Genomic DNA, 23,575 nt, shown 5'->3' with positions numbered 1-23,575 from the left:
AGGGAAGTTCACCGTGACCACCACGACCGACCTGGTGTCGTACGAGGACGCACTCGCGTCGTACGACCCCGTCATGGGCCTCGAGGTCCATGTCGAACTCGGCACCAAGACCAAGATGTTCTGCGGCTGCTCGACCGCCCTCGGCCAGGACGCCAACGCGCAGACCTGCCCGGTCTGCCTCGGCCTGCCCGGCGCGCTGCCGGTCGTCAACGCGACCGGCGTGGAGTCCGCCATCAAGATCGGCCTCGCGCTGAACTGCGAGATCGCCGAGTGGTGCCGCTTCGCCCGGAAGAACTACTTCTATCCGGACATGCCGAAGAACTTCCAGACCTCCCAGTACGACGAGCCGATCGCCTTCAACGGCTACCTCGACGTCCAGTTGGAGGACGGCGAGACCTTCCGCGTGGAGATCGAGCGCGCCCACATGGAGGAGGACACCGGCAAGTCGACGCACGTCGGTGGCGCGACGGGCCGTATCCACGGCGCCTCGCACTCCCTGCTCGACTACAACCGTGCCGGCATCCCGCTCATCGAGATCGTCACCAAGCCGATCGAGGGCGCGGGCGAGCGTGCCCCCGAGGTCGCCCGGGCCTACGTCCGTGAGCTGCGCGAGCTCATCAAGGCGCTCGGCGTCTCCGAGGCCCGGATGGAGATGGGCCAGATGCGCTGCGACGTGAACCTGTCGCTGCGCCCGAACGGCACCGAGAAGTTCGGCACCCGCTCCGAGACGAAGAACGTGAACTCGCTCAGGTCCGTGGAGCGCGCGGCCCGCTTCGAGATCCAGCGGCACGCGGCCGTGCTGTCGTCCGGCGGCACGATCGTCCAGGAGACCCGGCACTTCCACGAGGACACGGGCTCCACGACCTCGGGCCGGGTCAAGGAGGAGGCCGAGGACTACCGGTACTTCCCCGAGCCCGACCTCGTCCCGGTGGCGCCGTCGCGCGAGTGGGTCGAGGAGATCCGGGCCGGACTGCCGGAGCTGCCGCTGGTCCGCCGCAACCGGCTCCGTGAGGAGTGGGGGGTCTCGGCCACCGACATGCAGGCGATCCTCAACGCCGGTGCGCTGGAGCCGATCGTCGCCACCATCGAGGCCGGGGCCGACGCGGCCTCCGCCCGCAAGTGGTGGATGGGCGAGCTGGCCCGCAGCGCCAACGAGTCGGGCAAGGCACTGGACGAGCTGGCGATCACCCCGGCGCAGGTCGCCCGGGTGACCGAGCTGGTGGCCAAGGGCGACCTGAACGACAAGCTGGCCCGGCAGGTCATCGAGGGCGTCCTCGCGGGCGAAGGCACCCCGGACGAGGTCGTCGACCGGCGCGGTCTGAAGGTCGTCTCCGACGAGGGCGCCCTCACCACCGCCGTCGAGGAGGCCATCGCCGGCAACCCGGCCATCGCGGACAAGATCCGCGGCGGCAAGGTGGCCGCGGCCGGCGCCCTGGTCGGCGCGGTCATGAAGGCGACCCGGGGCCAGGCCGACGCGGCCCGCGTCAAGGAGCTGATCCTTCAGAAGCTGGGCGTCGGCGAGGGCTGAGCCCGCAGACCCGAGATGGGGGGGATGCGCCGAACCCGGCGCATCCCCCCTCAGCCGCTTACGGGCGGCGTCCCACGACCCGGACGAAGCCCAGCGTGGAGCCCTGGTCGAGACGCAGCATCTCGGCCGACCGCCCGGCCATCCGGATGTGGAACTCGTCCGTGTGCTCCTCGGCCACGACCTCGCTCCACCGCAGCCAGTCGCGCCAGCCGTCCTCCAGCCAGTCCGCGGTCTCGACCTCCACTCCGCCGCGGGTCCAGTGGCGCCGCCACCAGGCCGCCGTGTGGAAGCACCAGAATCCGGGCTCCCAGTACGGCTTGAGGTGCTCCGGCGGCTCGACGCCGTCGATCTCCTCGCGCAGCGCCGGTACGACGACGCCGATCCGCCCGCCGGGCTTCAGCAGCCGCGTCAGCTCGGGCAGGTACAGGTCGTTCGTGCCGAAGTACTGGTAGGCGTCGACGGAGACGATCGCGTCGAAGCTGTTCTCGCCGAACGGCAGGTCGTGCGCCTCGGCGAGCAAGGGCAGGACGCGGTCGGCGACGCCCGCCTCCGCGATGCGTCCGGCGTTCTCGCCGGGTTTGATCCACAGGTCGGCGGCCGTGACCTGGAGGTCGTACTCCCTGGCGAGGAAGACCGACGTCATGGCGCGGCCGCAGCCCAGGTCGAGCACGCGGGAGCCGGGGCTCAGGGTGTCGAGCCCCAGGGCGGGGGCCAGCCACTCCAGCAGCCACAGCGCGTGCGGGCCCATCTGGTTCTCGATGGTCCAGCGGGCGTCGTAGCCGTTGCTGCGCGGGTAGCCGGGGTGGCTCACACGGTCAGTGAGGGGGTCGTTCGAGGTCCGGGAAGTGATGTCCGACATCGCGGAACGGGCTCCTTGAGTCCTTGAGGAAGAACGGGGATGCGTCGGAGCTCGGTCGGACCGTCAAACAATGCACCTGCTTCGGCCGGGCGGCGGGACGCCGCGGGCGTTCCTCGGACCAGCGGACGCTAACAGCCGGCCCCTCCGCCCCGCACCCGGTTTTCCCCGCCCGACGCGCTACCGTCTCGGCCATGAGTGGACGCGCTGATTCCGGCACCGACGCAGAGATAGCGGACTCGGAGGCGACCGCCGAGCAGGACGACGTCGGCGATCTCGACGGCGCCGATGATCTCGACGGCGCCGGCGATCCGGCGGCGGACGCCCGCCGGGCCCGCTGGACGGCGACGGGTGCCGGTGCCGTACTGACCCTGGCGGGCCTGGCAGCGGCACTGCTCCGCCTCACCCGCTCCGCACCCGCGCTCGTCCCGGCGGCCTACGCCGGCGGAGCCGCCGTCTGCGCGGCCGCCACCGTCCTGGGCTCCCGGGGCCGCACCCGCCGGGCGCTGTGGCTGCTGATCGCAGGGGTGATGGCGATGGCGGTGGGGGACCAGTCCGACTGATACCGGGCCGCTGTGAACAAGCCCACGAAAACGACAAATGATCTCGTGTGCCTGTAAGAGTGGCATCGCATTGCTCATGCGTTCTTTGCGGGCTGTTCAGTTCCTGTACGACTGCTCCCGGCCAAAGATCCACACAAAGCACCCCGGGAGCACGATCCGTGGCAGCCCTCGCACGCTGGTGCGTCCAGCGCCGTCTGGTCACCGTACTGCTGTGGCTCCTCGCCTTCGCGGGGACGGCCGCGGGCGCCGCCGTCGCCGGCACCACCTACTCGAACGACTACCAGATCCCCGGCACCGAGTCGGGCCGCGCCACCGAGCTGCTGCACGAGGGCTTCCCGCAGCTCGGCGGCGACAGCGACACCGTCGTCTGGCACACCACGTCCGGCAGCGTCCGCGCCACCGACGTCGAACAGACCATGACGCACACGCTGGACCGGATCGGGGACCTGCCCGGCGTGGCCTCGGTCACCGGCCCCTACGACGGCCCGGGCACGGGCCGCATCAGCGCGGACGGCCGTACGGCGTACGCCACGGTCACCTTCGACGACCAGGCCCAGGACATCAGCGAGAGCGAGGCCAGGGCCGTCGTCGACACCGCGAAGGCCGCCGAGACCGGCGGGCTCGAGGTGGAGCTGGGCGGCAGCGCCGTGGCACTCACCGAGTCCTCCGGCGGGCACCTCGCCGAGATCGTCGGCGTGGCCGTCGCCGCGGTCGTGCTGTTCCTCGCCTTCGGCTCGCTCGCCGCCTCCCTGCTGCCCATCGCCACCGCCCTGGTCGGCGTCGGCACCGCCTACGCCGGCATCGTGCTGCTCGGGCACGCCATGACCGTCGCCGACTTCGCGCCCATGCTGGGCATGCTGATCGGGCTCGGCGTCGGCATCGACTACGCGCTGTTCATCGTCACCCGGCACCGGCGCGGGCTGAAAGGCGGCCTGTCCGTCACCGAGGCGGCCACGAACGCCGTAGCGACCACGGGACGCGCGGTCGTCTTCGCGGGTGCCACCGTTTGCATCGCCCTGCTGGGCATGCTGATCCTCCAGCTCGGCTTCCTCAACGGCGTCGCCATAGCGGCCAGCCTGACCGTGGTCCTCACCGTCGCCGCGTCCGTGACGCTGCTGCCCGCCCTGCTGTCCCTCATCGGCAAGCGGGCGCTCGGCCGCCGCGAGCGGCGCCGCCTGGCGGAGCACGGGCCCGAGCCCGAGCTGCCCACCGGCTTCGCCGCCCGCTGGTCGGCCTTCGTGGAACGCCACCCCAAGATGCTCGGCGCGGTCGCGCTGGTCGTCATGGCGGTCCTCGCGCTGCCCACCCTCTCCCTGCGCCTGGGCACCTCCGACCAGGGAAACAACCCCGGGACGGCCACCACCCGCCAGGCCTACGACCTGCTCGCCGACGGCTTCGGCCCCGGCGTGAACGGCCCGCTCACCCTCGTCACCAAGGTCGCCGGCACCGACGACAAGCTCGCCCTGGACAGACTCGACGGCACGCTCCGCGCCACCGACGGCGTCGCCTCGGTGACCCCGGTGACGTTCGACTCCGGCGGTCACACCGCGTACCTCACCGTCGTACCGGAGTCCTCCCCGCAGTCGAAGCGGACCAGCGACCTCGTCGACCGGCTGCGCGACGAGGTGCTGCCCGGTGCCGAATCGGGGACCTCCCTCGACGTGCAGGTGGGCGGTGTGACCGCCGGCTACGACGACTTCGCCGACGTCATCGTCTCCAAGTTGCCCGTCTTCGTCGGGGTCGTGATCGGCCTGGGCTGTCTGCTGCTCCTGCTCGCCTTCCGGTCGATCGGCATCCCGCTGAAGGCCGCCGCGATGAACGTCGCCGCCGTGGCCTCCGCCTTCGGGGTGGTCGTCGCGATCTTCCAGTGGGGCTGGGGCAGCGAACTGCTCGGCCTCGGCAGCGCGGGGCCCATAGAGCCCTTCCTGCCCGTGATCATGGTGTCTGTGCTCTTCGGTCTCTCCATGGACTACCAGGTCTTCCTGGTCAGCCGGATGTACGAGGAGTGGCTCGAGACCGGCGACAACCGGCGGGCCGTACGCGTCGGCCTGGCGGAGACCAGCCGGGTGATCAACTCGGCGGCGGTCATCATGATCTCCGTCTTCCTGGCCTTCGTGCTCAGCGGCGACCGGGTGATCGCCATGTTCGGCATCGCCCTGGCCGCCGCCGTCGCCCTGGACGCCTTCGTCCTGCGCACGCTCCTCGTCCCCGCCCTGATGCACCTGCTCGGCGGCGCCAACTGGTGGCTGCCCCGCTGGCTCGACCGGCGCATGCCGCGCATCAGCATCGAACCGCCCGAGAGCCGTGCCGCCCATGAAAGGCTGGCCGCCGCGACGGACGCCGAGGTGGCGGACGTCCTGGCGGAGGAGGAGCGGCAGCGGGATGTACGCGATATCCCTGGGTGACGACGCCGAGCTGAGGCCTTTGGAACCCTGGCACGCCGGGGAGTTCCTGGCGCACCTGGAGCGAGGGCGGGAGTTCGTCGGGCAGTACATCCCGTTCGGTACGACCGAGACGGACCTGGTCTCGGCCCGCGCGAAGCTCCAGCTCTACGCCGACATGCGCGCCGCCGACACCGGGTCGCTGCACGGCCTGTGGCTGGAGGGCAGGCTCGTGGGCGGGGTGCTGTTCCTGAACTTCGACGCGGCGGCCGGCACCTGCGAGGTCGGCTGCTGGCTGGAGCCCGCCGCCACCGGCCGTGGCCTCGTCACACGCGCGATGCGCGTGCTGATCGACTGGGCGGTCGAGCAGCGCGGCATCCACCGCGTCGAATGGGTCGCCGCCTCCGGCAACCAGCCCAGCCTCAACGTGGCGCGACGGCTCGGCATGACCCGCGACGGTGTGCGGCGCGAGGCCCACCCCTATCGTGGCGTACGGCACGATCTCGAAGTCTGGTCGCTGCTGGCGCCCGAGTGGCGCGCCGCACGCGCGCGTGCCGCTCACGACGATCATTAAGAGACTTCTCAGACAGCGACCCTACGGTGCGAGGCATGGCGACGAACGCAGTGGACGAGACCGAGGCCACCAAGGCCACGACCGACGAGGAGGCGGTGGAGACCACCGGGTCGAACGACGAGGTGACCCCGGCCGAGGACGCGGAGACGGCGGAGACGAAGGAGGACGGCTCTTCCGGCGTCGGCCAGGGCGCCGCCGCCGTGGTCTCGGCCGCGCTGGGCGTCGTCTCGCTCACCGGCAGCTGGATGGGGACGGTGGCCGCCGCGCGCCAGAACCTCATCGGTCAGCTGGAGACCGCGCAGAACGCGAACGTGGCCCAGCAGATCCAGGCGGTCTACGGCGACGCCTGGCAGACCACCGCCCTGTGGGGCGGCCTGTTCGCGCTGACCGCCCTGGTCGTGGGCGTCGTGACGCTCGCCCGGCCCGCGTTCGGCACGCCCGGCCGCGTTCAGGCCCCTTGGATCAAGTCGGTCGCCTGGGCGGGTGTCGCGCTCGGCGTCATCGGCCTGCTCCTGGCCGTGCTCAAGTACACCGACATCCTGGTCGGCCTGCCGTCGGCGAGCTGAGTCACCGCAGGTCCTGAGGGGTCTTAGGGCGTCCGTAAGCACCTTACGGACGCCCTGGGGCCCCTCGGCCGTGTCCTAAGGCCCCTCCCGCCGCCGAAGATGCGGAACTCTCCCGATGCGGCCGCCCCGTCTGGGAGGCGAGAGTGAAGTCACCGCGGAGGAAACCCTCCGCGACCGGCCTCTCACCAAGGACACGCCATGATCCAGTACGAGCTCCAGCAACTGCGCACCGCCGACCTCATCCGCCGGGCCGACCACGAGCGCCTGGTCCGCCAGGCCGCCCGGGGCCGTCGCACCGCCCGCCACGAAACGCCCCAGGACTCCGCCGAGCACGAAAGCCATAGCCACCGCTTCCGTCGTCTCCGGTCCGCCCGGCCGGCGTGAACAGCGGGGCGGACCCGGCCGGCGCCATGGCGGTCCGTACGGGAACGACCGTCGGCGCCGTGTCGGTCCGTACGGGAACGAAGGCCGGTGATCTGTCGGTCCGTACGGCAATGACCGCCGGTAATCCGGCCGTCGCCCCCGTACGGACAGCCGGTGATCCGGCCGTCCGTGGGAAAACCGGTGCCGCGCTGTCGGACACCCATGCGATGCTCGGGCCCGTGGAGACCAGGTCCGTCAGCCCCGTGTTCGTCGGCCGTGCCGAGGAGTTGGGCACGCTGAACGACGCCCTCGACCGCTCCTGCAGGGGAGAGCCGCAGGCGCTGCTCATCGGCGGCGAGGCGGGAGTGGGCAAGACCCGCCTGGTCGAGGAGTTCACCGCCGCGGCCCACCGCCGGGGGGCGGTGGTCGCACTCGGCGGCTGTGTGGAGATCGGCGCCGACGGACTGCCCTTCGCGCCCTTCTCCACCGCCCTGCGCACCCTGCGCCGTGAACTCCCCGGTGAACTGGCCGCCGCGGCAGCCGGACAGGAGGAGGAGCTGGCCCGGCTGCTGCCCGAGCTGGGCGAGTCGGGCACCGGCCGGCACGACGAGGACGGCATGGCCCGCCTCTTCGAGCTCACCGCCCGCCTGCTGGAGCGCGTCACCGCCGAGCGCACCGTCGTCCTCGCCCTGGAGGACCTGCACTGGGCCGACGCCTCCACCCGCCATCTGCTCTCCTACCTCTTCCGCACCCTGCGCACCGGCCGCCTCCTCATCCTCGCCACCTACCGTTCGGACGACATCCACCGCCGTCACCCGATGCGGCCCCTGCTCGCCGAACTCGACCGCCTCCGCACGATCCGCCGCCTCGAACTCGCCCGCTTCAGCCGCGACGAGGTCTGCCGTCAGATCGCCGGGATCCTCGCCCACGAACCCGAGCCGGACCAGGTCGACGCGATCTTCGAACGCTCCGACGGCAACGCCTTCTTCGTGGAGGAACTCGCCGTCGCCGGCCATGAGGGATGCCGGACGGGGCTGACCGACTCCCTGCGCGATCTGCTGCTCGTCCGCGTGGAAGGGCTGCCGGAGGCCGCTCAGCAGGTCGCCCGGATCGTCGCCGAGGGCGGTTCCACCGTCGAGTACCGGCTGCTCGCGGCCGTCGCCCGGCTCGCCGAGGACGATCTGATCGAGGCGCTGCGGGCCGCCGTCAACGCCAGCATCCTCACCCCCGCGCCCGGCGGCGACGGCTACCGCTTCCGGCACTCCCTGGTCCGCGAGGCCGTCAGCGACGACCTGCTCCCCGGTGAGCGCTCCCGTCTCAACCGCCGCTACGCCGAGGCCCTGGAGAGCGACCCGGCCCTCGTCCCCGCCGACCAGCGCGCGACCCGCCTGGCCAGCTACTGGTACCACGCCCACGACCCGGCCAAGGCCCTGCCCGCCGTCCTCGACGCCTCCGTCGAGGCCCGCCGCCGGCACGCCTACGCCGAGCAACTGCGGCTGCTGGAGAGGGCGATGGAGCTGTGGGACGCCGCCCCCGACGCCGTACGCCGGACCCTGCGCCCCGTCGACTACGCCGAGGTGTACCCTCCCTGCGGCTGCGACCCGGCCACCACCGCGCTGCGCCACCTCGACCTGCTCGCCGAGGCGGCCGTGGCCGGACGGCTGTGCGGGGAGCGCGAACGCGCCCTGAAGATCACCAAGCGGGCTCTGCGCCTGCTGGACCAGGAGGACGATCCCCTGCGCACCGCCTGGTTCTGGATCCAGCGCTCCCGTCTGGTGCAGCGGCTAGCCCGGGGCGACGGCTGGCAGGAGATCGCCACCGCGCAGGAGCTGGTCCGCGGCCGGCCGCCCTCCGAGGTGCACGCCGAGGTGCTGGCCACGGTCGCCCACTGGTCGATGCTCCGCGCGCCGGGCCCGGAAGCCCTGACGGCCGCCGAGCGGGCCGTCGAGTACGCGCGCATGGTGGGCGCCGGCGACATCGAGTCCAACGCCCGGCTCACCCTCGGCGGGTTGATGGTCGAGGCAGGGCAGATCGAGGCCGGGCTGGCCCACATGTACGAGGTCAGGGACGAAGCGGTGGCCCGGAGCCCGGCGGTCGTGGGCCGCAGCCATGTGAACCTGCCCTCCACCCTGGAAGGCATCGGGCGCTCCGAGGAGGCCGTGGGCATCCTGCGCGAGGGCCTGCGGCTCACCGGCCGGATGGGACTCACGGAGTCCGAGGGCTGGGTCTGGGGCAACCTCGCCGAGTCGCTCATCTCCCTGGGCCGCTGGGACGAGGCCGCCGAGGCGGCCGTCAACGCCCAGCGGCACGGGCGGACGGCCGCGCCGTACGGGGCCGGCGCCACCAGCCTGGCGTTCCTCGCACTGGCCCGCGGGGGCCGGGTGCCCGAGGCCGCCCGCCACCTCGCGGAGGCCCGCGCCTCCTACGGCCCGCACGACCCCATGCCGCAGCACGACCTGCCGATCTCCGGCCTCACCATCGCCGTCGCCGTCGCCGAGGGCCGCCTCGCCGACGCCCGCGCCGAACTGGCCCGCGCCCTGAAGTCCGGCTTCCCGCCCGGCACCCAGCGCTACGCCTGGCCGCTGCTGCTCCGAGCGGCCGTCGCCGAGGCCGACGCCCGCGAACTGCCCGCCGCCCGGGGCGGCCGTGACGGGGTTCTGGAGAGCATCCTCGGGACCGTCAAGCGCCTCACCACGAACGCACCGGTCTGGCTCGCCCACGAGCAGTGGGTCCGCGCCGAACTCCACCGCGCCGAGGGCCGGAGCGCACCGGACACCTGGTCGCGCGTGGTCACCGCCTTCGAGTGCCTGGACCGCCCCTACGACCTCGCCCGCGTCCGCTACCGTCTGGCCGAGTCCCTGCTGACGGCCGGCGGTGACGACGGCGGCGACGACCGCGACCGCGTCACGGAACTGCTCCGCCTCGCCGGGGCCGTCGCCCGCCACCTCGGGGCCCGGCCGCTCGCCGACGCCGTCGGCGCCCTCGCCCAGCGGGCCCGCCTCCCGCTCGGGCCCGCCCCGGAACCGGCCACCGCCCCGGCCGACCCCGCCGACGCCCTGGGGCTCACCAGCCGGGAACGGGACGTGCTGCGCCTGGTCGCCGTCGGCCACACCAACCGCCGGATCGCGCAGGAGCTGTTCATCTCCCCGAAGACCGCGAGCGTCCACGTCTCCAACATCCTGGCCAAGCTCGGCGTCTCCGGGCGGGGCGAGGCGGCGGCGGTGGCGCACCGGCTGGGGCTGTACCCGGCCGAAACGGTCATGCCCGGCCGGGCGGGCTGAGGCATACGCTGAATGAGAGGTCGCCGTTCCCGCGGCTGAGGGAGGCTCCGTTGTTCAACGCGTTCGAGGAACTGTTCTCACCCGGCCGCAAGCACACCCGCGACGAGCAGAACCGGCTGGAACTGACCCGGGAGGACGTCGGGGACGGCGATCTTGGCCGCGGCCCGATAGACCTGGCTTCCGGGAAGGTCGTCGTCCGCCCGCCGGACGAGCCGGAGGGCCCCGGCGACCGGGATGCCGCGCGGCCTACGTGACCCGCACTACCGGCATCACGTGACCCGCACCTCCAGAATCCGGTCGTCCCCGTCCTTCGGGCTGCCCCGGCCGTCCGTGTTGCTGGTCACGAGGTACAGCCGGCCGCCGCCCGCCGGGACCACCGTGCGCAGCCGGCCGTACTCCTCCTCGAGGAACGCCTGCGGTTCCGCCGAGGCCTCCGTGCCGTTCAGCGGGATGCGCCACAGCCGCTTGCCGCGCAGGCCCGCCATCCAGACCGAGCCCTCGGCGTAGGCGATGCCGCTCGGGGAGGCCTCCGCCGGCGTCCACTGGTCGACCGGGTTGTGGAACTCCGAGTCGTCGGTCGCGCCCTCGGCCTCGGGCCAGCCGTAGTTGTCACCCGGCTTGATCGCGTTCAGCTCGTCCCAGGTGTCCTGCCCGAACTCCGAGGCGAACAGCCGCTGCTCACCGTCCCAGGCCAGACCCTGCACATTGCGGTGGCCGTAGGAGTACACCGGCGAGTCCGGGAACGGGTTGCCCGGTGCCGGCTCGCCTTCCGGGGTCAGGCGCAGGATCTTGCCGCCCACGGAGTCCTTGTCCTGGGACAGACCGGTGTCACCGCTCTCGCCGGTGCCGACGTACAGCATCTTGTCGGGGCCGAACGCGATCCGGCCGCCGTTGTGGACGAAGCCCTTGGGGATGCCCCGGAAGACCGTGTCGGGCGCGCCGAGCTGCTCGCCGGAGGGCTTCTGCTCGTCGTAGATCATGCGGACGACACGGTTGTCGCCGGCGGAGGTGAAGTACGCGTAGACCATGCGGTCCGAGGCGTAGTCGGGGGACAGGGTGATGCCGAGGAGGCCGCCCTCGCCGGCCGCGGACACCCCCGGTACCTCGCCCACCTCGGTCTTCTTGCCGGTCTTCTCGTCGACCCGGACGATCGTCCCCTCGTCCCGCGAGGAGACGAGCAGGTCGCCGTCGGGCAGGGGAGCCAGACCCCAGGGGGAGTCCAGACCTTCGGCGACGGTGCGCACCACCTTCACGGAGCCCTTGGCGGGCGGGGGCTCCTCGGCGCCCTGCCGGGGCGGCGCGGACGATCCCGGGGCCGTACGGCCGGGGGAGGCGCTCTCGTCGGTGCCGGACGATCCTCCGCCGTCGGAGGAGCAGCCGGCCGTCAGCAGAAGCGCGGTGGCGGCCGACACGGCCGTCGCGGCTCGACGTCGCACGATCTCGGTCCCTTCGACGGGGCGGGTCTTCTCCCCTGTCATACTCCGCCCGCGCCCCTCAGGTTCCCGATCACGGAACGTCGATCGAAAAACGTGGGGTTTGCCCGAACCGCGCCCCGGGGTCGTCACCGGCTCAGTCCCACGACCCCTGCGCCGGCGGAAGGCCCGCCACCTCTTCCAGATCGCCGGGTGTCAGACGCAGCATCGCCGCGGCCGTGTTCTCGGTGACCCAGCGCTCCTGCTTCGTGCCCGGGACAGGGACCACGTGCGGGCCCTGGGCGAGGACCCAGGCGAGGGCGACCTGGGCGGGGGTGACGTCCGAGCCATGGCGGCGGGCCACGCGGCGCAGGCCCGCGACGATCGGCTGGTTCGCGGCCATCATCTCGGCCGTGAAGCGGGGGTGCCGGGCGCGCAGGTCGTCCGCCTCGAAGCCGGCGCCGGGCCGCAGCCTGCCGGTCAGGAAGCCGTTGCCCAGCGGCATGGCGGCGAGGAAGCCGACGCCCCGCGTCTCGCACCACGGCAGCAGGGTCTCCAGCGCCTCCGGCGACCACACCGACAGCTCCGCCTGCACCGCGCTCACCGGGAAGACCTGCTGGACCCGCTCCAATTGCCGGACCGTCGCGTCGTGCAGCCGGGCCCCCGACCGGCGGCCGGCCCGCGCCCCCACAGCGCACAGGCCCAGCGCCCGTACCTTCCCCGCCTGGACGAGCTCCGCCATCGCGCCCCAGGTCTCCTCGACGGGCACCTCGGGGTCGGCCCGGTGCAGCTGGTAGAGGTCGATGACGTCCGTCTGCAGCCGCCTGAGCGACGCGTCGCAGGCCCGCTTCACGTACCCGGGGCGGCCGTTGGCCACGATGTGCTGGTCGCCCACGAGCAGACCGACCTTCGTCGACACGAACGCGTCGGACCGCCGCTCCTTCAACGCCCGCCCCACCAGCAGCTCGTTGGTGAAGGGGCCGTACATGTCGGCCGTGTCCAGCAGGGACGCGCCCAGATCGAGCGCCCGGTGCACGGCCCTGAGCGATTCGTCGCCGCGCTGCCGCGACGCGTTGTAGGCCCAGCTCATCGGCATGCACCCGAGTCCGACGGCCCCCACCGCGAGCGCCGCCGCGCCGATCGTCCTGCGCTCCACCTGGTCGTGACCCTCCCTGTTCCGGCCACCCCAACCTAACCTCTGCCGTGGCGCGCTCCTGACATAGCCTCCAGAGCATGACTGCTGACGTGTGGCTGCCCATCCCGCCGGACGAGATCGAGGGTCTGCCCGTGGGCCCGGACTACCGCTTCTGGAACGGCGCGGAGGACTTCCCGGCGGACCCGGCCGACTGCGCCTTCTACGTCGTCCCCTACATGAAGCCCAGTCCGCTGTGCGTGCGGCCCCTGCCGGAGATGAGCCGCGTCCAGGTCGTGCAGACCCTTTCCGCGGGAATCGACCACGTGGAGCCGGGGCTCGGGCACCTGCGCCCGGGTGTGCGGCTGTGCAACGCGCGGGGGGTGCACGAGGCCAGCACCGCGGAGCTCACCCTCGCGCTGATCCTGGCCTCGCTGCGCGGGATCCCCGCCTTCGTCCGCGCCCAGGACCGGGGGGAGTGGCTCGGCGGTTTCCGGCCCGCGCTCGCCGACAGGAACGTCCTCATCGTCGGATACGGATCGATCGGCGCGGCCATCGAGGACCGGCTCGTTCCGTTCGAGCCGGCGCGGGTGGCGCGCGTCGCGCGCTCCGAGCGCACCACGGCGCGCGGGCCGGTGCATCCGCTCACCGAACTCCCCGCGCTGCTCCCGGAAGCGGACGTCGTCGTCCTGTCCACCCCGCTCTCCGAAACCACCCGTGGCCTGGCAGGAGCCGACTTCCTGTCCCGGATGAAGGACGGCGCGCTCCTGGTCAACGTGGCTCGCGGGCCCGTCGTCGACACCAAGGCCCTGCTCGCCGAACTGGAGGGCGGCCGCATCACCGCCGCCCTCGACGTCACCGATCCCGAGCCCCTCCCGCGCGAACACCCCTTGTGGCGTGCGCCGGGGGTACTCATCAGCCCGCACGTCGGCGGTCCCACCTCCGCGTTCCTCCCGCGCGCCAAGCGGCTCCTGGTGGACCAGTTGCGCCGTTATGTGAACCGGGAGCCGCTCCGCAACGTGATCCTTACGACGGGTGCACCAACCGGCTGACCGAGCTTTGAGTACCGTCCGCAACCCTTCGGGCGCGGTGGGTACTCATACATCTATTGATCGTCACGGAGCGTAGAGAACCTATGTCCCTGAGTGACGAGACTGGTGTATCGTCCCGACAGGGGCTGCGCCGGGGACAGTTGGCGCCGGGGACGGACATGTCAGGACTGTGAGGGGGGCGACAGGCGATGTACGGCCTATGGACGAGCGATCCGACGGGGCGGGGCCGTGGACGGCGACCCTGGCGGACGGCCGCGAGCAGACGCGGCCGGTACGCCGATCACGGCGGCCACCGCACCCACCACAGGGACCACCACACCGACCACAGTCATCACCGCAGCAGGCCCGGCAGTCGCTGGAGGCATGCCCAGCCGGTCCGCCGGCGCCCGCGGGACCCGGGAGCGGCCAGGGCCGGGAGGGCCCGGTGACCGCGCCCCCGACCCCCACGCTGGACGGAGCGCTGCGGGCACAGCCTCGGTCCCCGGGCGCGCTGCTGACCCGCACGCCGGTCGCCGGCCACCGGCCGGCCCTGGCCCTCCAGCTCACCCTCGCCCTGGTCTGCGCGGGATACGCCATCGGTGCCGCGATCGGCTGGGGGTCGAGTGAACTGGCCCTGATCATGGGCGACTTCGGGCTGAGCGCCGCGGCCGCCACCGCCGCCCTCTCGTGCTGCATCCATGCCCGCAGTCGCGGCACCCGCTTCCGGCCCGCCTGGCTGCTGTTCGGCCTCTCCTCGGCCATGGCGTCCCTGGGCAACCTGGTCTGGGGGTGGTACGAGGTGGTCCTGGGAATGCCCGTGCCCAGTCCCAGCTACGCCGACTTGTTCTTCCTGTGCTTCGCGCCGCCCGCGATCGTCGGGCTGCTCGTGCTCGCCAAGCGGCCCGTGACCAAGGCCGGCTGGGTCTGCCTGGGGCTCGACGCCTGGCTCATCGGCGGCTCGCTGCTGACCCTGGCCTGGAGCCTCGCCCTCGCCCAGGCAGCGAAGTCCGAGGGGCCGAGCGTGGCGCACACCGCGCTGTCGCTGGCGTACCCGCTGCTCGACATCGCGCTGGTCAGCATGGTGCTCGCGCTGCACTTCCGGCGGTCAGCGGTGAACCGCTCCGCGGTCAACACCGCCATCGGCGCGCTCGCACTGACCGTGATGTGCGACGCCCTGTTCACCTCGCCGCTGATGCACCACGACTACCGGTCCGGCCAGCTGCTCGACGCGGGCTGGTTCGCCGGCTCGCTGCTGCTGGCCTACGCCCCGTGGGCCGGGCCCCGCACGCCGGACACCGACCACCACCCCGACCGGCACGGCGCGAGCGGGCACACGCGCGTGGTGCACGAGCACGTGCCCGGGCAGCGCAGCGGACCGAACCACCCGCCGCCCCTGCCCGGAGGCGAGCTCAGCAGGTACACGGCCGCCCGGCCCATCGCCGGCTCCCTCGCCGCCCTCACGCCGTATCTCGCGGCGGCCGTGTGCACCCTGGGGATCCTCTACAACGTCCTCAACGGCCGCAGCGTCGACCGCGTGGTCCTGCTGACCGGGGGCACCGTCGTGCTCGCGCTCGTCGTGCGCCAGGGCATCATGCTGCTCGACAACATCACCCTCACCCAGGAGCTGGCCCAGAAGGAGAACCACTTCCGCTCCCTGGTGCAGGGCTCCAGCGACGTCATCATGATCGCCGCACCCAGCGGCGTCCTGAGGTACGTCTCCCCGGCCGCCGCCGGTGTGTACGGCCGCCCGGCGGAGGAGCTGGTGGGGACGGAACTGGCCGGCCTCATCCACCCGGAGGACCTGGGCTGCGTCGTGCACGAGGTGCGGCGTTTCCTCGCCGCCGACCCGGTCGAGGAACGCACTACGCGCATCGAGTGCCGCTTCCGCTCGGGTGAGGGAGGCTGGCTGAACGTCGAGTCCACCGTCAACCGCCACCACGGCGGCCTCATCTTCAACAGCAGGGACGTGACCGAGCGGGTGCGCCTGCAGGCCCAGTTGCAGCACAACGCCGAGCACGACCCGCTCACGGACCTGCCCAACCGGGCCCTGTTCACCCAGCGCGTCCAGCACGCCCTGTCGGGCCGCCGCGCATCCGACCGGGGCCTGGCCCTGCGGAACACGGCCGTGCTGTTCATCGACCTCGACGGCTTCAAGGCCGTCAACGACACGATCGGGCACCAGGCCGGGGACGAACTGCTCGTCCAGGCCGCCCGCAGGCTCCAGGACTCCGTCCGGCAGGGCGACACCGCCGCCCGGCTCGGCGGGGACGAGTTCGCGGCCCTGATCGCCGGGGACAACACCCGCGACCGGGACGCCCGGGAGCGGCACATCCTGGAACTCGCCGACCGCCTCAGGGTGACGTTGTCCCAGCCCTACCTCATCGACGGCAACGATGTCCGGGTCAACGCCTCCATCGGCGTGGCCTTCGCGGAAGCGGGCCTCGGCGCGGGCGAGCTGCTGCGCAACGCCGACCTGGCGATGTACCGGGCCAAGGCCGGCGGCAAGGGCCGCGTCGAGCTGTACAAGCCGCAGATGCAGCAGGACGTCGTCCGCAAGGCGGAGCTGGCCACGCGCCTGCGGGCCGCCCTGCACGACGGCGAGTTCGCCCTGCTGCACCAGCCGGTGGTGTCCCTGGAGGACGGCCGGATCGCATCGGTGTCCGCACAGGCGCGCTGGCGTTCCTCCCAGGGGGTGCTCTTCACCCCCGCGGAATTCCTGCGCGTGGCCGAGGACAGTGACAAGACCGCCGAACTGGGCCGCTGGATGATCGAGGAGGCCGTCGAGCAGGCCGCCGAGCGGCACGCGGCCGGGCTGACCGTACCGGTCGTCGTCCGGATGAGCGCCCGCCGGCTGCTGGACCGGTCCATGCCGCTCGGCTCGATCGAGGCGCTGCTCACGCGGCACGGGCTGCCGTCCGGGGCGCTGATCATCGAGCTGTCCGACACCGACCCCAGGGTCTCCCTGGACGAGCTGGAGCGGCGCCTGGGCGCCCTGCGGCGGGTCGGCGTACGGATCGCGCTCGACGGCTTCGGCAGCGGCTACGCGGCGATCACAGCCCTCAGGCGGCTCCCCGTCGACATCCTCAAGCTCGACCGGGATCTGGTCGACGGCGTCGTCGAGTCCGCGCGCCTGCACAAGATCACCGGTGGGCTGCTGCGCATCGCGGGTGACCTCGGGCTGACGTCCGTGGCCGAAGGGGTGGACCTGCCGGAGCAGGTCGCCGCCCTGCGCGCGATGGGCTGCACGCACGGGCAGGGCATGGCGTTCTCCGGGCCGCTCGACGCGTACCGGCTGCGCCGGGCGCTCGCCGCCGGCCACTATCCGGTGCCGAGCGGACCGGCCGAACCGGCGTTCGCGGGCGGCGGCCCGCGGATCTACAGCTCGGGTGTGTCCGCCGTCATAGGAGGTGGCACGACTCTCCGCTCACATGATGAGACTCCCGTCCCACCCACTTGACAGTGAGTGCGTGCCGGGGGAGGGTCTGTGCCATGCGCACCCGAATTCTCGTACTTGGAAAGCGCGTCGGCTGACGTTGAGCCTCGACCGCTCAGCGATCCCACCCGGCGCGCTCCCCTCGCTTGCCTTATGGCACGAGGGGTTTTTTATTGCACAGGCACCTGCCGTGCGGCAGAACAGCACCGCACAAACCTTCGCAAAAACCCTCAGCATCCGAGAAGAGATTGCCGATGACCGAGCAGGCCACCGGGGCCCATCACCCGCAGCCCCGGCCCCGATCCGGAGGACAGCACTCCGCCCCCGAGCACGTGACGGGCGCGCAGTCCCTCATCCGCTCTCTCGAGGAGGTCGGCGCCGACACGGTATTCGGCATTCCCGGTGGTTGCATCCTTCCGGCGTACGACCCGCTGATGGACTCCACCCGCGTGCGCCACGTGCTGGTGCGCCACGAGCAGGGCGCCGGTCACGCGGCCGAGGGGTACGCGCTGGCCACCGGCAAGGTCGGCGTCTGCATGGCGACCTCGGGCCCCGGCGCGACCAACCTCGTCACGCCGATCGCCGACGCGCACATGGACTCGGTGCCGCTGGTCGCGATCACCGGCCAGGTGGCGTCCAAGGCGATCGGCACGGACGCCTTCCAGGAGGCGGACATCGTCGGCATCACCATGCCGATCACCAAACACAACTTCCTCGTCACGCGGGCCGATGACATCCCGCGGGTGATCGCGCAGGCGTTCCACATCGCCTCCACCGGCCGCCCCGGCCCGGTCCTGGTCGACATCGCCAAGGACGCCCTCCAGGCGAAGACCACCTTCTCCTGGCCGCCCGCCATGGACCTGCCCGGCTACCGCCCGGTGACCAAGCCGCACGCCAAGCAGATCCGCGAGGCCGCCAAGCTGATCACCCAGGCCCGCCGGCCCGTGCTGTACGTCGGCGGCGGCGTGCTCAAGGCCGGAGCGACCGCCGAGCTGAAGGTCCTCGCCGAACTCACCGGCGCGCCCGTCACCACCACCCTGATGGCGCTCGGCGCGTTCCCCGACAACCACCCGCAGCACCTGGGCATGCCCGGCATGCACGGCTCGGTGGCCGCCGTCACAGCCCTGCAGAAGGCCGATCTGATCGTCGCCCTCGGCGCCCGCTTCGACGACCGCGTCACCGGCAAGCTGGACAGCTTCGCGCCCTTCGCCAAGATCGTCCACGCGGACATCGACCCGGCCGAGATCGGCAAGAACCGCGCCGCCGACGTGCCGATCGTCGGTGACGCCCGCGAGGTCATCGCCGACCTGGTCCAGGCCGTGCAGAAGGAGCACAGCGAGGGCCACCAGGGCGACTACGGCATGTGGTGGAACGACCTGAACCGCTGGCGCGAGACCTACCCGCTCGGCTACGACCAGCCCGGCGACGGCTCGCTCTCCCCGCAGCAGGTCATCGAGCGCATCGGACAGCTCGCCCCCGAGGGCACGATCTTCACGGCGGGCGTCGGCCAGCACCAGATGTGGGCCGCGCACTACATCGAGTACGACAAGCCGGGCACCTGGCTGAACTCCGGTGGCGCCGGAACCATGGGCTACGCCGTCCCGGCCGCCATGGGCGCCAAGGCCGGCGCGCCGGACAAGGCGGTCTGGGCGATCGACGGCGACGGTTGCTTCCAGATGACCAACCAGGAGCTCGCCACCTGCGCCCTGAACAACATCCCGATCAAGGTCGCCGTCATCAACAACGGCGCCCTCGGGATGGTCCGCCAGTGGCAGACCCTCTTCTACAACCAGCGGTACTCCAACACCGTCCTGCACTCCGGCCCGGACGACGTCAACCCGCAGGCCCGCGGCACCCGCGTCCCCGATTTCGTCAAGCTGTCGGAGGCCATGGGCTGCTACGCCATCCGCTGCGAGGACCCGGCCGACCTCGACAAGGTCATCGCGGAGGCGAACGCCATCAACGACCGCCCCGTCGTCGTGGACTTCATCGTCCACGAGGACGCGATGGTCTGGCCGATGGTCGCCGCCGGCACCTCCAACGACGAGATCATGGCCGCCCGGGACGTCCGCCCCGACTTCGGCGACAACGAAGACGACTGAGAGCCACCCAGGACTTTCAAGCAGAGGAAGCAGATCATGTCCAAGCACACGCTCTCCGTCCTGGTGGAGAACACCCCCGGCATCCTGGCCCGGATCGCCGCCCTGTTCTCCCGCCGCGGGTTCAACATCGACTCGCTCGCCGTCGGTGTCACCGAGCACCCCGACATCTCCCGCATCACCATCGTCGTGGGCGTGGAGGACCTGCCGCTGGAGCAGGTCACCAAGCAGCTCAACAAACTCGTCAACGTGCTGAAGATCGTCGAGCTGGAGCCGTCGCAGGCCGTGCAGCGCGAACTCGTCCTGGTGAAGGTGCGCGCCGACAACGAGACGCGCTCCCAGATCGTCGAGATCGTCCAGCTGTTCCGCGCCAAGACCGTCGACGTCTCCCCGGAGGCCGTCACCATCGAGGCCACCGGATCCGGCGAGAAGCTGTCGGCGATGCTCAAGATGCTGGAGCCGTACGGCATCAAGGAGCTCGTCCAGTCCGGCACGATCGCGATCGGCCGCGGTGCCCGCTCCATCACGGACCGGTCGCTGCGCGCCCTGGACCGGTCGGCGTAAGACGGAGAGCGGGCGGCCGGCGGCGCGCCGACCGCCCGTATTCCGAGACCCTCAGACTTCCCTTCCGCCCCCCGTCATACGGTGGGACGCAACACCTGCACTCCCGAGGAGAGAACCCAAAGTGGCCGAGCTGTTCTACGACGCCGACGCCGACCTGTCCATCATCCAGGGCCGCAAGGTCGCGGTCATCGGGTACGGCAGCCAGGGCCACGCCCACGCGCTGTCGCTCCGTGACTCGGGTGTCGACGTCCGCGTCGGTCTGCACGAGGGCTCCAAGTCCAAGGCGAAGGCCGAGGAGCAGGGCCTGCGCGTGGTGACCCCGTCGGAGGCCGCCGCCGAGGCCGACGTCATCATGATCCTCGTCCCGGACCCGATCCAGGCCCAGGTCTACGAGGAGCACATCGCCCCGAACCTGAACGACGGCGACGCCCTGTTCTTCGGCCACGGCCTGAACATCCGCTACGGCTTCATCAAGCCCCCGGCCGGCGTCGACGTCTGCATGGTCGCCCCGAAGGGCCCGGGCCACCTCGTCCGCCGCCAGTACGAGGAGGGCCGCGGCGTTCCCTGCATCGCCGCCGTCGAGCAGGACGCCACGGGCAACGCCTTCGCGCTGGCCCTGTCGTACGCCAAGGGCATCGGCGGCACCCGCGCCGGCGTCATCAAGACGACCTTCACCGAGGAGACCGAGACCGACCTGTTCGGTGAGCAGGCCGTCCTCTGCGGTGGCACCGCGGCCCTGGTCAAGGCGGGCTTCGAGACGCTGACCGAGGCCGGCTACCAGCCGGAGATCGCCTACTTCGAGTGCCTGCACGAGCTGAAGCTGATCGTCGACCTCATGTACGAGGGCGGCCTGGAGAAGATGCGCTGGTCGATCTCCGAGACCGCCGAGTGGGGCGACTACGTCACCGGCCCGCGCATCATCACGGACGCCACCAAGGCCGAGATGAAGAAGGTCCTCGCCGAGATCCAGGACGGCACCTTCGCCCAGGCGTGGATGGACGAGTACCACGGCGGTCTGAAGAAGTACAACGAGTACAAGACCCAGGACTCCGAGCACCTGCTGGAGACCACCGGCAAGGAGCTCCGCAAGCTCATGAGCTGGGTCGACGAGGAGGCGTGAGCCTCACGGCCAGGGGGCCGGAGCGAGCTGCACCGGCCCCTTCGGCCGCCCCGGGGTAACGTCGGAGGTACGGCGTTGTCCATCCCGTCCGGCCACGGACGGGTGATCCTTCCGCAGCGGCGTAAGACGACGCCCTCGGCGCCACTAGACTGCTGCACACATAACGCGTCAGGCCCACAGCGTCGTGCGTCTTCCACGCGGCTAGCCCCCCTCCACCGCCTGCGGCCGTCGGGACGGCCGTCCGCAGCACTGGACTTGTGAGGACTCACGTGAGCTCGTACCCCAGTCACAAACCCGTGGTACTCATCGCTGAAGAGCTGTCGCCCGCCACCGTCGACGCGCTGGGCCCGGACTTCGAGATCCGGCACTGCAATGGCGCGGACCGGGCCGAGCTGCTCCCGGCCATCGCCGACGTGGACGCGATCCTGGTCCGCTCGGCGACCAAGGTCGACGCCGAGGCGATCGCCGCCGCGAACAAGCTGAAGGTCGTCGCCCGAGCCGGCGTCGGCCTGGACAACGTGGACGTCTCCGCCGCCACCAAGGCCGGCGTGATGGTCGTCAACGCCCCCACCTCGAACATCGTGACCGCCGCCGAGCTGGCCTGTGGTCTGCTCGTCGCCACCGCCCGCAACATCCCGCAGGCGAACGCCGCGCTGAAGAACGGCGAGTGGAAGCGCAGCAAGTACACCGGCGTCGAGCTGGCCGAGAAGACCCTCGGTGTCGTCGGCCTCGGCCGCATCGGCGCGCTCGTCGCGCAGCGCATGTCCGCCTTCGGCATGAAGGTCGTCGCCTACGACCCCTACGTGCAGCCCGCGCGCGCCGCGCAGATGGGCGTGAAGGTGCTGTCGCTGGACGAGCTGCTCGAGGTCTCCGACTTCATCACCGTGCACCTCCCCAAGACCCCCGAGACCCTCGGCCTGATCGGCGACGAGGCGCTGCGCAAGGTCAAGCCGAGCGTGCGCATCGTCAACGCCGCGCGTGGCGGGATCGTCGACGAGGAGGCGCTGTACTCCGCCCTCAAGGAGGGCCGGGTCGCCGGTGCCGGTCTCGACGTGTACGCGAAGGAGCCCTGCACGGACTCCCCGCTCTTCGAGTTCGACCAGGTCGTCGCCACCCCGCACCTCGGTGCCTCCACCGACGAGGCGCAGGAGAAGGCCGGTATCGCCGTCGCCCGCTCGGTGCGCCTCGCCCTCGCCGGTGAGCTCGTGCCGGACGCGGTGAACGTGCAGGGCGGCGTCATCGCCGAGGACGTCAAGCCGGGCCTGCCGCTCGCCGAGCGCCTCGGCCGCATCTTCACCGCGCTCGCCGGTGAGGTCGCGGTCCGCCTCGACGTCGAGGTGTACGGCGAGATCACCCAGCACGACGTGAAGGTGCTGGAGCTCAGCGCCCTCAAGGGTGTCTTCGAGGACGTCGTCGACGAGACGGTGTCGTACGTCAACGCCCCGCTGTTCGCGCAGGAGCGCGGCGTCGAGGTGCGCCTGACCACCAGCTCCGAGGCGACCGAGCACCGCAACGTCGTCACCGTGCGCGGCACCCTCGCCGACGGCGAGGAGGTCTCGGTCTCCGGCACGCTGGCCGGCCCCAAGCACCTTCAGAAGCTCGTCGCCGTCGGGGACTACGACGTCGACCTCGCGCTCGCCGACCACATGATCGTGCTGAAGTACGAGGACCGTCCGGGCATCGTCGGCACGGTGGGCCGCATCCTCGGCGAGGCGGGCCTCAACATCGCCGGCATGCAGGTGTCGCGGGCGGCGGCCGGTGGCGAGGCGCTGGCGGTGCTGACCGTGGACGACACGGTCAGCACCGGTGTGCTGGCCGAGGTCGCGGCGGAGATCGGGGCGACCTCGGCTCGCTCCGTGAACCTGGCCTGACGCCCCCGGACCCCCGTTCGCCCTGAACGGGATCGTCCTCACACGCCGGACGGGCTGAGTCGATCAGCTCGTCCGGCGTTTTGCGTGCGCGGCCCCTGGGGGCCGGTCACCCGGCGCAGCGTGATCGCCGCCAGTACGGCCGCGCCCAGCAGCAGCACCGCACCCGCCACCGCTGCCGCCTGCATTCCGCTGGTGAAGACCTCCCGGGCCGTCGTCGCCAGGGCGTCCCCCGCGCGTCCCGGCAGCTGCCCGGCTACGGACAGTGCGCCGCCCAGCGTCTCGTGGGCGGGGACCGGGGCGGAAGCGGGGATCTCGTGGCGGTAGACGGCCGTACCGATCGAACCCAGGACCGCCATGCCCAGGGCGCCGCCGAACTCCGCGCCGGTCTCCATCAGGGAGGAGGCCGTGGCTGCCCGTTCCACCGGGGCCGCACCCATGGCCAGGTCCATGACCTGGGTCGTCACCATCACGATGCCGAAGGCCAGGACACCGGACGCGGTCAGCACGAGCCCCATCGAATCCGGTCCGGCCAGGGCCAGCAGGACGCAACCGTTCGCGGCGATCACGAAGCCCGCCGTGACGACCGCGGTGCGGGACAGGCCCCTGTGGGCCAGTCGGGCCGCCATCGGGGCCGCCACGCCGATCGGCACCGACGGGAGCAGCGACCACAGCGAGGCCTCCAGCGCGCTCTTGCCGAGCACCGACTGGATGTACTGGGTGGCGAAGAACGCCGAGCCCATCATCGCGAACAGGGAGAGCAGGTTCAACGCGACGGCGGGCCCGAAGCCGCGGACGCGGAAC

At 71.8% G+C, this 23,575-nt stretch carries 17 protein-coding genes and 1 pseudogene; 14 read left to right on the top strand and 4 right to left on the bottom strand.

Translation table 11 applies throughout. The features are described from left to right. The first annotated feature begins 13 nt into the window (after positions 1-13). Positions 14-1,528, top strand: a complete 1,515-nt coding sequence (gatB, locus tag ACZ5TL_RS19500) for an Asp-tRNA(Asn)/Glu-tRNA(Gln) amidotransferase subunit GatB (RefSeq protein WP_468591155.1) — start codon at positions 14-16, stop codon at positions 1,526-1,528. Between the two features lie 58 nt (positions 1,529-1,586). Here the strand turns inward: gatB and ACZ5TL_RS19495 are convergent, their stop codons facing one another. Then, complete coding sequence (locus tag ACZ5TL_RS19495) at positions 1,587-2,387, bottom strand: methyltransferase domain-containing protein (protein WP_468591154.1); 801 nt, start codon at positions 2,385-2,387, stop codon at positions 1,587-1,589. Positions 2,388-2,578: 191 nt separating this feature from the next. On the opposite strand from ACZ5TL_RS19495, the gene ACZ5TL_RS19490 reads away from it, so the two are divergent. The 7 genes from ACZ5TL_RS19490 (at position 2,579) to ACZ5TL_RS19460 (ending at position 10,366) form a co-directional block, all read left to right on the top strand. Further along, positions 2,579-2,947: a hypothetical protein gene (locus ACZ5TL_RS19490; RefSeq protein WP_468591152.1), complete on the top strand. Its 369-nt coding sequence runs from the start codon at positions 2,579-2,581 to the stop codon at positions 2,945-2,947. A gap of 158 nt (positions 2,948-3,105) precedes the next feature. After that, positions 3,106-5,352 carry an MMPL family transporter gene (locus ACZ5TL_RS19485; RefSeq protein ID WP_468591151.1) on the top strand — a complete coding sequence of 749 codons (2,247 nt, stop codon included), beginning with the start codon at positions 3,106-3,108 and terminating at the stop codon, positions 5,350-5,352. Then, positions 5,330-5,902 carry a GNAT family N-acetyltransferase gene (locus ACZ5TL_RS19480; RefSeq protein WP_468591150.1) on the top strand — a complete coding sequence of 191 codons (573 nt, stop codon included), beginning with the start codon at positions 5,330-5,332 and terminating at the stop codon, positions 5,900-5,902. The genes ACZ5TL_RS19485 and ACZ5TL_RS19480 overlap by 23 nt, the downstream gene beginning before the upstream one ends. A 35-nt stretch (positions 5,903-5,937) precedes the next feature. Next, complete coding sequence (locus tag ACZ5TL_RS19475) at positions 5,938-6,468, top strand: hypothetical protein (RefSeq protein ID WP_468591149.1); 531 nt, start codon at positions 5,938-5,940, stop codon at positions 6,466-6,468. Between the two features lie 198 nt (positions 6,469-6,666). Continuing rightward, a complete protein-coding gene (locus ACZ5TL_RS19470; protein ID WP_468591147.1) occupies positions 6,667-6,852 on the top strand; it encodes a hypothetical protein in 186 nt (61 codons plus the stop codon). Between the two features lie 110 nt (positions 6,853-6,962). Continuing rightward, on the top strand, positions 6,963-10,112 hold the full coding sequence (locus tag ACZ5TL_RS19465) for a helix-turn-helix transcriptional regulator (protein WP_468591238.1): 3,150 nt from the start codon (positions 6,963-6,965) through the stop codon (positions 10,110-10,112). A 50-nt stretch (positions 10,113-10,162) separates the two neighbouring features. Then, the gene (locus ACZ5TL_RS19460) at positions 10,163-10,366 is read left to right on the top strand and encodes a DUF6191 domain-containing protein (protein ID WP_468591145.1); all 204 of its coding nucleotides are present in this window, start codon (positions 10,163-10,165) and stop codon (positions 10,364-10,366) included. A 15-nt stretch (positions 10,367-10,381) separates the two neighbouring features. On the opposite strand, the gene ACZ5TL_RS19455 is transcribed toward ACZ5TL_RS19460, so the two are convergent. Beyond that, the gene (locus tag ACZ5TL_RS19455; protein ID WP_468591143.1) at positions 10,382-11,590 is read right to left on the bottom strand and encodes a PQQ-dependent sugar dehydrogenase; all 1,209 of its coding nucleotides are present in this window, start codon (positions 11,588-11,590) and stop codon (positions 10,382-10,384) included. Between the two features lie 91 nt (positions 11,591-11,681). Beyond that, positions 11,682-12,680 carry an aldo/keto reductase gene (locus tag ACZ5TL_RS19450; RefSeq protein WP_468591141.1) on the bottom strand — a complete coding sequence of 333 codons (999 nt, stop codon included), beginning with the start codon at positions 12,678-12,680 and terminating at the stop codon, positions 11,682-11,684. A gap of 77 nt (positions 12,681-12,757) precedes the next feature. Between ACZ5TL_RS19450 and ACZ5TL_RS19445 the strand changes: the two genes are divergently transcribed. The 6 genes from ACZ5TL_RS19445 (at position 12,758) to serA (ending at position 22,774) form a co-directional block, all read left to right on the top strand. Beyond that, entirely contained in the window at positions 12,758-13,708 is a 951-nt protein-coding gene (locus ACZ5TL_RS19445; protein ID WP_468591139.1) for a 2-hydroxyacid dehydrogenase, read from the top strand. Between the two features lie 424 nt (positions 13,709-14,132). Further along, positions 14,133-17,144 (top strand): putative bifunctional diguanylate cyclase/phosphodiesterase, encoded by a 3,012-nt coding sequence (locus ACZ5TL_RS19440; RefSeq protein ID WP_468591137.1) that lies wholly within the window; start codon positions 14,133-14,135, stop codon positions 17,142-17,144. A 230-nt stretch (positions 17,145-17,374) separates the two neighbouring features. Then, positions 17,375-19,222, top strand: a complete 1,848-nt coding sequence (locus ACZ5TL_RS19435; protein ID WP_468591135.1) for an acetolactate synthase large subunit — start codon at positions 17,375-17,377, stop codon at positions 19,220-19,222. A 36-nt stretch (positions 19,223-19,258) separates the two neighbouring features. Beyond that, the gene (gene ilvN, locus ACZ5TL_RS19430) at positions 19,259-19,783 is read left to right on the top strand and encodes an acetolactate synthase small subunit (protein WP_010048631.1); all 525 of its coding nucleotides are present in this window, start codon (positions 19,259-19,261) and stop codon (positions 19,781-19,783) included. A 121-nt stretch (positions 19,784-19,904) separates the two neighbouring features. Then, positions 19,905-20,903 (top strand): ketol-acid reductoisomerase, encoded by a 999-nt coding sequence (gene ilvC, locus ACZ5TL_RS19425; protein ID WP_020271499.1) that lies wholly within the window; start codon positions 19,905-19,907, stop codon positions 20,901-20,903. A gap of 269 nt (positions 20,904-21,172) precedes the next feature. Next, positions 21,173-22,774: a phosphoglycerate dehydrogenase gene (gene serA, locus ACZ5TL_RS19420; RefSeq protein WP_468591133.1), complete on the top strand. Its 1,602-nt coding sequence runs from the start codon at positions 21,173-21,175 to the stop codon at positions 22,772-22,774. Between the two features lie 38 nt (positions 22,775-22,812). On the opposite strand, the pseudogene ACZ5TL_RS19415 reads toward serA, so the two are convergent. Beyond that, positions 22,813-23,574: pseudogene (locus ACZ5TL_RS19415) on the bottom strand (MFS transporter); the annotation flags it as partial. Between the last annotated feature and the right edge of the window lies 1 nt (position 23,575).

It is taken from the genome of Streptomyces sp. NPDC033136 (genome assembly GCF_055578235.1).
This window is presented reverse-complemented; position numbering and strand designations above follow the sequence as displayed.